At 62.5% G+C, this 11,213-nt stretch carries 11 protein-coding genes; 4 read left to right on the top strand and 7 right to left on the bottom strand.

What is annotated here, in order from left to right; translation table 11 throughout:
- Positions 1-481 precede the first annotated feature (481 nt).
- Positions 482-640, bottom strand: a complete 159-nt coding sequence (locus E4K65_RS46905; RefSeq protein WP_167770492.1) for a 2Fe-2S iron-sulfur cluster-binding protein — start codon at positions 638-640, stop codon at positions 482-484.
- Between the two features lie 14 nt (positions 641-654).
- Positions 655-867, bottom strand: a complete 213-nt coding sequence (locus E4K65_RS46900) for a hypothetical protein (RefSeq protein WP_167770491.1) — start codon at positions 865-867, stop codon at positions 655-657.
- A 458-nt stretch (positions 868-1,325) separates the two neighbouring features.
- On the opposite strand from E4K65_RS46900, the gene E4K65_RS03630 reads away from it, so the two are divergent.
- The 4 genes from E4K65_RS03630 (at position 1,326) to E4K65_RS03615 (ending at position 5,986) form a co-directional block, all read left to right on the top strand.
- Entirely contained in the window at positions 1,326-1,781 is a 456-nt protein-coding gene (locus tag E4K65_RS03630; protein WP_027544854.1) for an RbsD/FucU family protein, read from the top strand.
- Between the two features lie 380 nt (positions 1,782-2,161).
- Positions 2,162-3,820, top strand: coding sequence for a type 2 periplasmic-binding domain-containing protein (locus E4K65_RS03625; RefSeq protein WP_027544853.1), 1,659 nt, complete (start codon positions 2,162-2,164; stop codon positions 3,818-3,820).
- A gap of 107 nt (positions 3,821-3,927) precedes the next feature.
- Entirely contained in the window at positions 3,928-5,046 is a 1,119-nt protein-coding gene (locus tag E4K65_RS03620; protein ID WP_135172930.1) for a carbohydrate ABC transporter permease, read from the top strand.
- Between the two features lie 79 nt (positions 5,047-5,125).
- Complete coding sequence (locus E4K65_RS03615) at positions 5,126-5,986, top strand: carbohydrate ABC transporter permease (RefSeq protein WP_135173206.1); 861 nt, start codon at positions 5,126-5,128, stop codon at positions 5,984-5,986.
- Between the two features lie 479 nt (positions 5,987-6,465).
- Here the strand turns inward: E4K65_RS03615 and tnpC are convergent, their stop codons facing one another.
- The 5 genes from tnpC to E4K65_RS03590 form a co-directional block, all read right to left on the bottom strand.
- On the bottom strand, positions 6,466-8,037 hold the full coding sequence (gene tnpC, locus E4K65_RS03610; protein WP_135173205.1) for an IS66 family transposase: 1,572 nt from the start codon (positions 8,035-8,037) through the stop codon (positions 6,466-6,468).
- A gap of 73 nt (positions 8,038-8,110) precedes the next feature.
- Positions 8,111-8,458 carry an IS66 family insertion sequence element accessory protein TnpB gene (gene tnpB, locus E4K65_RS03605; protein WP_135172929.1) on the bottom strand — a complete coding sequence of 116 codons (348 nt, stop codon included), beginning with the start codon at positions 8,456-8,458 and terminating at the stop codon, positions 8,111-8,113.
- Positions 8,455-8,862, bottom strand: coding sequence for an IS66-like element accessory protein TnpA (tnpA, locus tag E4K65_RS03600; protein WP_135172928.1), 408 nt, complete (start codon positions 8,860-8,862; stop codon positions 8,455-8,457). Before tnpA ends, tnpB begins: the two co-directional genes overlap by 4 nt.
- 131 nt (positions 8,863-8,993) lie before the next feature.
- Positions 8,994-10,013 (bottom strand): zinc-dependent alcohol dehydrogenase, encoded by a 1,020-nt coding sequence (locus E4K65_RS03595; RefSeq protein WP_135172927.1) that lies wholly within the window; start codon positions 10,011-10,013, stop codon positions 8,994-8,996.
- Between the two features lie 156 nt (positions 10,014-10,169).
- Positions 10,170-11,117, bottom strand: a complete 948-nt coding sequence (locus E4K65_RS03590; RefSeq protein WP_209312025.1) for a sugar-binding transcriptional regulator — start codon at positions 11,115-11,117, stop codon at positions 10,170-10,172.
- Positions 11,118-11,213 lie beyond the last annotated feature (96 nt).

Below are 11,213 nucleotides of genomic sequence, written 5' to 3'. Positions count from 1 at the left end.
GAAGAAAGCCGGCAGCGAAGGCCGTTCGCCCGACACAGCATTATTCTGTTTTTTGGAATAGAGACAACCGAAGCCAAAGGCGCCTCGTTGATTGCGAAAAGGCCTACAGCCAAAGGCAAATCGATCTGTGCCGTTCAGCCTGCCGTCGACGGTTTTGCGTCAACGTCAAATGGTTGCGCATTCTAGCCGTAACAGGATTTTTCTTGATCTCCCGGTGCACACGTCGTGCACACGCCGACCTCTAACCGATTGAAAACCTTGAACTCCCGCTCCAATCCATCAAGGAAGTTTGAGCTAGGTCCAGCCAGCGGGAGGCAGCCAAATCTAACGCCCCGCATCAACGTCCGCTTTGCCGAAGAGCGGATGAAATCGCGTATTATTACGCGCGCAAGAGGCGACTGAACCCTGGTCTGGTGGACCCGGCTTCCGCTCCCCCCGTTATGCGTCGATGACAAGATCGAAAAGAGGACGGCCTGGCATGTCAGGCAATGCCCCCATCCAGATCCGCGCAATCGACGAAATGACGAACCTCGCCGGTCTTTATCGGCACGGAACAGCTTTCGCATTGTCCGACACGGCAACCACTCGGAAGCGCAAGCCCGACGCCTTCTGCCCTCGCATGGATGCTAATCAGCGGCACCTGCGGCGACCATGTCAGTGTTCGGCCAAGCGAGCGAAATGAATCCGGTGCGGCGCGAGGCCGTCGAGCGCGGATGGCGCGGGCGAACGGAAACGTTCCCTGAAGATCTCGAATGCAGGCACGCCACATGCCTGGAGACCCGCGCTCACCTCTTCCATCATCGCATCGGATGCGCACATGTAGAAGCGCGCACGCTTGTGCAACAGTTCCGGATCGATATCCGACACGGTGAACCGGCCCTGCAGGTCAAAGCGGTCGCCGCTTCGCGGCTGGCTTCAAATCCGCCATCCGCGCCACGTTCCGGCGCGACAATGGCGTTGCAAACGGTGGATCACATCTGGATCCTCCACTGCCAGCTCATGGATGTGAAAATCAACGGCGTTGAAAGCCTGACTCAGGGACGTTGCGGCGCTCGATAATATCCAACATCCAGTCCACAACGTTCCGGCCGAGCCCCCATCTCCACCGGAATAAAAAGGGGCCGACAAGGCCAGGCCTCGCCAGTCCCCTTTCAGTTAGCTTGTCAAGCAATCCCGAGACGATTTCGTCCGTTTCGGGAACGTCCAGTGCGCCGGAGCGACCCAATTGAGCGGCCGCACAGCTGCGCACATATATGGACCACGGCTCCGCAACGTTGGATAGTCAATCAATCCAAGAAGCCAGAGCTCGTCAAGGGAGACGCCGCATGCTGAAATCGATCGATCCGCTTTTGAATGCCGATGTTCTCTATGCACTGCGGTCCATGGGGCATGGCGACGATCTCGTGCTCTGTGACACGAACTTTCCGGCCGACGCGGTCGCGCGTCAGACTGTGCTGGGGCGACTGTTGCGCATCGACAACGTCACCGCAAGCCACGCCGCGCGCGCGATCCTGTCGGTGCTGCCGCTCGACAGCTTCGTGGACAAGCCGGCATCCCGTATGGAGATCGTCGGCCAGCCTAACGAAATTCCGCCTGTGCAGAGCGAGGTCCAAGCCGCGCTCGATGCGGCGCAGGGCCGGTCTTTTCCGATGGCCTCAGTCGAGCGCTTTGCATTCTACGAGCTTGCGAAGAGATCCTATTGCGTGATCCAGACCGGAGAGCGGCGCTTCTATGGTTGCTTCATCTTCAAGAAGGGCGTCATCCCGCCTGATGTGGCTTGAGGTGAACACCTCAAACCGTCTGGACGACGCGGCTACACGAAGCGTCTGACACAAATACGACGTCGAGATGATGTCGCGCTCGCGGAACCTGCTCATTCACGGTCACCGCGACGGCGATCGGCGCTGCGCGGCCTCCGTCATCTTGCAGCGCGGCATTGCGAGGACTGCGCTCATCATTCACGCATCGACGGCACGCTCGGCCTCAAGTTCACGCGCATTCGTTGACTTTGATATGTGCCGTTGCATACTCGAACCGGCCTCTGCCACCATCGCCAGGACGCGAAAGTCCGCCGAATGTCACGTCATCGAGGTGCATGGGCGAAGTGGACTTCACGAAAGAAGGTCACGCAAAGAAGGTAAAAAAACGGGAGGGTATCGCGGTGAAACAGCACGATCACGATCAGCATTCCGCATTCCAGCCGAACCGGCGAACGGTGCTAAGAGGCGCGGCGAGCGCCGCTGCACTCGGCACCAGCGGCGCACTCGGCACGTTCTCGGAGCTCGCATTGGCGCAGGCCAACCTACGCGCGCAGATCACGCAAGTTCCGGGTGTCGGCAAGGGCGCACCCACGGACGCCGACTGGCAGAAGGTCGGTGAACTCTGCCTCGGCCCGACCAAGGCGAGCATCAAGGAAGGTGAATTCAAGGGCGTCGAGCTCTCGTTCATGGGACTCAACAATCAGAACCTGCATAATCTCCTGTTCCGCGGCTTCCTCAAGCCGTGGGAGGCTTATACAGGCGCGAAAATCTCCTGGATCGATCTCGCTCAAGCCGACTACAACCCACGGCTTCAGCAGGCGATCGCGACGAGCACGGTCGATTTCGACATCCTCGAGATGGGCGCGCCGTTCGAGGGCGATGTCTGTGGCAAAGGCCTCGCATCGGAGATGCCGGACTGGGTCAAAAAGCAAATCGATATCGATGACTATGTCGACTATCTGAAGCCGCCGGTCGGAACCTGGAACGGCAAGACCTATCGCGTCACCATCGACGGCGACTGCCACAACTTCAACTACCGCACCGACGTCTTCTCCGACGCAGCCCTTGCCAAGGCCTGGAAGGACGCCGGTAACACGGGCGAATGGGGCGTACCGAAAACCTGGCAGCAGGTCCAAGCGGTGACAAAGTTCCTCAAAGGCAAGAAGATCAAGAACCAGAACGCATTCGGCTATCTCGATGCGCCAAAGCCCTGGGGCGGCTTCGGCTTCTATTTCCTCGGCAGCCGAGCCTCTGCCTACGCCAAACATCCCGACGACAAGGCCTGGCTGTTCGACATCGACACGATGAAGCCGCGCATCAACAATCCGGCCTGGGTGCGCGCTATCCAGGACGTCATTGACGCGCTGCCGTTCGAGCCGGCCGACCAGCTCAACGCCGATCCGAACACCACCGGCTTTCAACAATTTCTCGCCGGCGTCGGCTCGATGATCCCCTGGTGGGGCGACATCGGCCAGGTCGCCAAGGCGAGCGACACCTCGGTCATCGGCGATATCGTCGGCTTCGACATCCTGCCGGGATCGGACGATGTCTATAATTCCAAGACCGGACAGTGGGACAAGCTCGCCAGCGGTCCGAACCACGCGCCGAACTGCGCCTATCTCGGCTGGGGCGTCTATGTGATGGCCAGGGTCAATGGCGACGAGAAGAAGCACAAGGCCGCCTGGAGCGCGGCTGCGCATCTCGGCGGCAAGGATCTGTCGCTGTGGATGGTGATGTATCCGTCGGGCTTTCAGGCCCACCGCACCAGCCACTTCCAGTTCGACGAATGGGTGGCCGCGGGTTATGACCGCAAATATATCACCTCCTACCTCAACTCGCAGCTTGGCTCCTACAATCATCCGAACCGGGCGGTCGAGCCGCGTATCCCCGGCATCTTCCAGTACTACAGCATCGCGGAGGATGAGCTGACGAAGATTTTTGCCGGCAAGGTCGACGCACAGACCGGCGCTAACAACATCGCCGCCGCCTGGGAGAAGCTGACCGACCAGATCGGCCGCGAGCGGCAGATCGGACTCTACAAGGCTTCGCTTGGCGTGTAGCCGCATGAGCATCACGAAGACCCTCGGCTGGCGGCGCTCTCGCGGTGCCAGCCGAAAACTTGCCCGGCGGCCGGCCGGTCATTCAGGATCAGCAGAGTTCGATTGCCATGCAGAATTCAGCTCCCGTGACCGACGACCTGCACCACCAGCCCGCGGTAGCACGCGCGCCGGCCAGGCGGAAAACCGTCGGCCGCGCGCTTGTCGCGCTGGCGTCGCTCGGCTTCCTGCTCGTGCTCCTCGTCCAGATCCTGCACACGACCGGTGCGACCGCGGCCGGGTTCTCCGATTGGCGACCGATCCTCATCGCCTATCTCATCTGGGCCGTCGCCTTCGCCATCGCCCAAGTGCTGATCCGCGGCGAGCGCGGCCAGCGCGCGCTGTTCCTGCTACCGGCGGTGTTCTTCACCATTGCAGTGGTGATCTTCCCGACCATTTTCGGGATCTATATCGCCTCGCTCGACTGGAATCTCAGCTCGGTCGAAGGCCCGCGTTTCAGCGGCTTCGACAATCTCGTCGGGATGTTCAACGACACCTATTACTGGAACGCGCTGGGCAACATGTGCTTCTACGCGGTCGCGGTCCTCGGTGAGTACGCGATCGCGTTCGGCCTCGCGCTCCTGCTCAGCGCCGAGATCCGCGCGCGAAAATTCTTCCGCATCGTGTTCCTGCTGCCGATGATGCTGAGCCCGGTCGCGGTGAGCTGGATGATCGGCAAGTCGCTCCTCGAATTTCGCTTCGGGCCCGCTGCGACGCTGGCGCGCTATCTCGGATGGGAGAACCCTGCGTTCTTCGCTTCGCCTTGGATGGCGCGCTTGAGCATCCAGGCGATGGACGCCTGGGTGTCGATCCCTTTCATCATGATCATCCTGCTCGCCGGCCTCCAGGCTATGCCGCGGGAGGTACAGGAGGCCGCCAAGGTCGATGGCGCCAACGGCTGGCAGTCGTTCCGGCACGTCACGTTTCCGATCATGCTGCCGGTCAGCATCACCGTCCTCATCATCCGCATCATCTTCAAGCTGAAGCTTGCCGATATCGTGATCAACGTAACGGCCGGCGGGCCCGGGGGCGCCACCGACACCGTGTCGAGTTTCATCTATCGCGTGTACCGCGACCGCTCCAATGTAGGATACGGCACGGCACTTGCCATGGTCTATCTGGCGCTGATCATCGTCCTCCTGACGCTGCTCCTGCGCTTGTCCAAGCGTTGGACGCAGAAAGTCATCTAGAACCAGGGAGTTCACGCGCGTGTCGACATTGGCATTGAAGCGCGTCCGGCGGCATCCCGCCGTCCCGCGCGCCAAGCGGATGCTTGGCCGCGCGCTGATCTATGCCGCGCTCCTGTTCTGGACGTTTATTTGCCTGTTCCCGATTTACTGGACGGTGACGACGTCGTTCAAATCGGCAGTCGACGTCACGCAGGCGCATCTGATCCCATGGGTCGATTTCCAGCCGGACTGGAAGGGATGGCGCTCGCTCGGGCTGTCGCCAGACACGCTGTTCGGCACCTCGACCGCCCGCGCGGAGTTCACGAGCCGGTTCGTCAATAGCATCATCACCTCGGTTGGCGCGTCCCTGCTCGCGTTGATCCTCGGTTCGCTCGCCGCCTATGGCCTCAGCCGCTTCCGCTACAAATTCGCCTGGATGCGCAACGACGACATCCTGTTCTTCTTCATGTCGCAACTGATCCTGCCGCCGGTCGTGCTCGCCCTGCCCTTCCTGGTGCTCTACAAGGCGCTCGCGCTGCTCGACACCCGCTTCGGCCTGATCCTGCTCTATACGCTCTCGGTCCTGCCCATCGTCATCTGGATCATGCGCGACCAGTTCAACGCGATCCCGATCGAGCTCGATGAAGCCGCCTTCGTCGATGGACTGTCGACCTGGGGTGCGTTCCTACGCATCATCCTGCCGCTTGCTGTGCCCGGGATGGTCGCCGCTTTCATCCTGTCGCTGGTGCTGTGCTGGAATGAATACTTCTTCGCGGCCCTCCTCACCAGCACGGATGCGAAGACGCTGCCGGTGATCGTGGCGAGCCAAACCGGCTCGCAAGGCATCAACTGGTGGTCGATGGCGGCGCTGTCGACGGCGGCAATCGCCCCGCTCGTCCTGGTCGGCATCTTTCTTGAGCGCTATATTGTGAGTGGCTTGACGACAGGCGCGGGAAAGTAGCACGGCGGAAATTGTACCAAAACTGTGGCGATGGGCGCGCGCCGGCCAGATGCAACGTTGCATACGATGCTCGCCCGCCGGCGCGGGCCCGACTAACCGCCAGTTGCTGGGCCGGATCAGCCGGTCGGCCGAACCGACTCCGCCGAAGCCCGTAGCTGGCATTGGTCCGCTAACGGTTTTCCTGGTCTTTCGGTGCACGCGCCTCAATCTACGGCTTTGGGCGCAGAGCCCGGAACAGCATGTTCGAGAAGGCAAAATTGCGGGTGTCCAAAACTCGAATTTCGCTTTCCGAGCTTGCAAAGGCCGCACGATCTGCCACTCAGGCCTTTTTTGAATCGACAGGCGGTGCCTGGCGTTCTTTTCCAAGCGCGCCCGGAGGCACCGATAGGCTCAAGAAAATTAACGGCCGTCTTGCCTGGGAAACGTACGCATCCGGCGAAGGCCCCCGGCTAGGCCGCTTTCGGGAAGGCTGATGGCGCTCAAGCTGCGTGAGCGACGCTTTGAGCGTGCCAATTCCAAGGCAGCAGTTCGTCAATGCGCTTGGCAGAGTGATCCGGTAGGCGCGCCAGCACGTCGGCAAGCCAAGCCAGCGGGTCGATGTCATTGAGCTTTGCGGTGGCGATGAGGCTGTAGATGGCAGCAGCACGCCGGCCGCCCTCATCGGACCCGGCGAAGGTCCAATTTTTTCGCCCGATGGCGACCGCCCGTAGCTCACGCTCAGCAGCATTGTTGGACATGCAAAGCCGTCCGTCATCTAGGAAGCGGCTAAATGCATCCCAGCGGCTGAGGCAGTAATTGATCGCCTTGGTCGTGTCGTTGTTCCTGGAGAGCTTGGCGCGCTGCTCGCGCAACCACGCCTCCAGCTCGCCGATCAGGGGGCGACTACGCTCCTGGCGCACACGCAAACGCTCCTGCGCAGTAAGACCGGCGATCTCGCGCTCAATGGCGAACAGAACATCGACGCGCTTCACCGCCTCGGCCGCGATCGGTGCCTTGCTGAGCCGCGCGAGATCAAAGAACTTGCGCCTGCCGTGCGCCCAGCAGGCGGCCTCGATGATCGGGCCGCCCTTGCGATTGGCCTCGTAGAGCCTGCCAAAGCCGGCGTAGGCGTCGGCCTGCATCAGTCCGGCATAGCCCGCCAGATGCTGCTCCGGATGCGCACCGCCACGATCGGGCGAGTAGAAGAACACGGCCGCCGGCGGATCTGGACCGGCAAACGGACGGTCGTCGCGCACGTAGGTCCAGAGCCGGCCGGTCCGGGTCTTGCCCTTGGCCAGGACTGGCACCGTGGTGTCATCGGCGTGGATGCGCTCGGCTGCGAAGACGTGGCTCCGGATCGCATCGACCAAAGGCATCAGGCTTGCTGCGGAGGCACCTACCCAGTCCGCGAGCGTCGATACGTCGAGGTCGATGCCTTCACGCTGGTAGACGTCGCTCTGACGATGGAGCGGCAGGTGCAGGCCGTACTTGGCAAACAGAACATGGGCCAGCAGCTTGGGCCCTGCACGCCCGCGCGCAATCGGATGTGAGGGAGCCGGCGGCTGGGTGATCGCTTCGCAGGCTCGGCAGACGAGCTTCTCGCGCACGTGCTGGATCACCTTCCACTGGCGCGGAACGAGCTCTAGCGTCTCGGTCACGTCCTCGCCAATTTTGCGCAATCGGCTGTCGCCGCAGCATGGGCAAGTCGCAGCTACCGGATAGACAATGCGCTCCCGCGGCAAATGCTCCGGCAGCGGCCGGCGGGCTGGCTTGCGGCGCTCGAACGATGGCACCGCAATCTTCTCGGCTGCCATCTGTGCCGCGGTCTCAGATTGCGCCGCGTTCTCCTCCAGGTCGGCGAGCTGTAGCTCGAGCTGGTCCAGCAATGCGCCTCGCTCGGAGGACTGTCCGAACTGCTCGTGCCGGAGCTTCTTGATCGTGAGTTTGAGCTTCTCGATCAGCAAGGTCCCCGCCTGGGCCTCGGCTTCTGCGGCCAACCGGGCCGCTCGCTCGGCGCGCAGCATCGCCTGCAGCGTAGTCACATCGTCGGGAAGAGAATCATCAGCGCCCATCGCCGACCAGAGAATCACAAGACGCGGTCTCTGTCCGAACCGCTGATCGCGCCACCGATTCAAATCCCAGCGATCAGCCCGCCGCCTCCGGTCGCCAGGTATGTTGCGGCATCCGCCAGTCGATGCCCTCCAGCAGGTAGCCAAGCTGGGCTGGGGTGATTGTCACGACGCCATCAGCCGACGATGGCCACAGGAAGCGGCCGCGCTCCAGCCGCTTGGCATAAAGCGACATGCCCAGTCCATCGTGCCAAAGGATCTTGATCAGCTTGCCGCTTTTGCCACGGAACACATAGAGGTCGCCGCCGTGCGGGTCTCGTTTGAAGGCTTCCTGCACCAGCAAGCCTAGCGAGTTCATGCCGCGACGCATGTCGGTGTGGCCGGTCGCAATCCACACCCGCACGCCCGACGCAATGGGAATCACCGTAGGCGTCCATCCGCCAGCGCCGCCACGGCGGCCTTCAGCGTCGCCGCGTCGACCGTACCCGTGATCCGCATCCGAGCCCCCGCCGCAAACTCGATCTCGATCGCGCCGATGCCGGCCGGCCCGACCGGACCAGACGTCGGCCCCGATTCCGCGACCACCATTGCCGGCACGAAGCCCGCTTGATGGGCGGCATCCTTCGGCTCAGGCCGAAACGACCGTCGCCATCGCAGCAGCAATGAGCGCGAAACGCCATACCGCCGCGCAGTTGCCGCGACCTGGCGCGGCGCCTGTAAGCTCTCCAGGACGATCTTGAGCTTCTCGTCCTCGGACCAGCGCCGCCGCCGGCCCGTGTCCACCACCTCAAGCCGTTCGACTTGGGCACTGCGCCTATCACTGTCCATAAGGACAGTTCTCAACAACACGCCTCATTCGGCAAGGCGGCCTTCACCGGACGGATACTGGGAAACAGTTGTCGCGAATGTAGCGCGAGGCCGCGGTCAATCTGGCAAGCACTTGCAAGATCGCGCTCAATCTAGGGGCAAATGATCGCCTTGATGATTCCATCTCGTCGCGCGACCTGTTGCTCGAACGCGGCAGGCGTCTGGTCGAGTGAGAAGCGATGCGTGGCCAGCGGCGCGAGCTTGACCCGACCGGTTTGCGCAAGCGCAATGGCCCGCGGGTAAACCTCCGGCATGCGGCGTGAAAATTTGATCGACAAGCCCTTTCGGCGCGACTCGGCGCCGCTCAGGATGTACTGGTTGTTCTCGGGAATGCCGACGAGTACGACCCGGCCACCGATACGGGCACAGCGCGCCGCATGCTCGAAGCCGTGCGAGGAGTCGGTCGCCTCGATCACCAGATCGACGCCGCGGCCTTCGGTGACGTCCCCAACCCCGGCGTAGCTGCGGCACGCCACATCCGCGCCGAGGTCGCACGCCATCGCGGTACGCTGCTCGACCGGGTCAATCGCGATGATCTTTCCGGCACCGGCGAGCCGCGCGAGTTGCACGAGCAACAATCCCACCGGCCCGCACCCAAGCACCGCCACGGTTTCCAGAAGTCGCGGACGCGCCAGATCCATGGCATGGATCGCGACCCCGAGCGTTTCCAGGATCGCTGCACCGGCCGGATCGATGCTGTCGGGCACCAAATGCACGGCGGATCTGGGCACGCAGACGAATTCGGCCATGGCGCCGTTGTGTGGCGCATAACCGAGGAACTTCACGTTGGGGCAGAGATTGCTGTGACCGCGGTGGCACCATTCACAATGGCCGCACGGAATGGAAGGGTCGACCGCTACCAGCGCATCGGCTGATAGCCCCGCTTTGCGCGCCGAATCCGGCGTGAGGACACCCGAGAATTCATGGCCCAGGACGAACGGCCTGACCCGCGTCGGGCCGGTCGTTCCGCCCTCGAGGTAGGAATGCAAGTCGCTGCCGCAAACGCCGACAGCCTTTACGCGAACGATGAGATCGTCCTCCGCGACCGGCCTCGGTTCGGGGATATCGAGGATGCGGATATCGCGAATGTCCTGAAGCACCGCAGCGCGCATGTCGACGCCATCCCTCTCTGAGCAATTATTTTGGCTACATTACATATGTAAGATTGACGTGACAAATGCTTTTGCGCGCTCTGGGGCGCAGGTGGGCGGTCACGCCGGCATCAGCGTCGAAAGCGCGGGTCCAATGTTCGTTTGCAAAAAAAGCAGCTATTTCTGCTTGTCGATAAGTTTTAGCGCGGCGATGGCGGCGTTCTCGTCCGTCACCAGCACCTTGCCGATCCGGCCGCGCAGCACCGCGGCAATGATCGGCGCCTTGTTGAGACCGCCGGCGATCAGCATCGAGGTCGGCACGCGCGCCAACTTCTCGAGCGGCAGCGCGATGGCACGGCTGTTGATACCGTGATCGATGGGCCGGCCGGACCTATCGAGAAATTGTGCGAGCACGTCGCCGACGGCGCCTCCGGCCCGCAAATGCTCCGCACGTACGTCCGGCGGCAGCCCGTGCCGCACCAGCAGCGAGCGCGGCGTCAGATCTCCCATGCTCAATAGCGCAAGATCGATCCGCTCGACGCTGTTCAGCACCTCCTGATAGACCTCCTGGGCCAGGAAAGTATCGCGCGAGCGCCGGCTGCTGGCAAAAATGGGCGCGGCCAGATAGCTGCACTGGGCGTGCAGCCGACGCGCGAGCTCGCCCGCGATTTCGAAGGTGTTGAGCTCGAGTCCGCGCGACAGCCCGCCCATCATCGAGACTATGGAGAGATCGGGATAGTCCGCCGGCGTGACGTAACGGATGGTCTCGCGCAGAGTCGCGCCCCAGCCGATACCGATGATGCGCGGGCGCTTCTGTTCGAGGACTTTCGACAGATACGCTCCGGCCGCCATCCCGATCAGGCTTCCGACCTGCTCCGGATTCTCTGGGCTCGGGATGACGACCGCGTCCTCGAGGCCGCATTCCCGACGCAACCGGTGCTCCAGCTCTGTGCAGCTCGCAAAGGCGGAGTTAAGGCGGATATTGACGATGCCGGTCTGCCGGGCGTCCGACAGCATGCGGTTGACGCGGGCGCGGGTCAGGCCCAGCCGCTCGCCGATCTCGGCCTGGGTCAGATTCTCCATGTAGTAGAGCCAGGCCACCCGCAGGATGGTTTGATCAGTCACGGCGCAGCCCCTCGCAGCGGCCTAAAGCATGGTCAGACGTCGGATCATTTGAGGCGATCCTTCATCATTCGTCAAATGCGAGGCCGTGCGGTCGTT

Origin of the sequence: Bradyrhizobium niftali (genome assembly GCF_004571025.1) — a bacterium.
In the GTDB taxonomy this organism is placed as follows: Bacteria; Pseudomonadota; Alphaproteobacteria; order Rhizobiales; family Xanthobacteraceae; genus Bradyrhizobium; species Bradyrhizobium niftali.
This window is presented reverse-complemented; position numbering and strand designations above follow the sequence as displayed.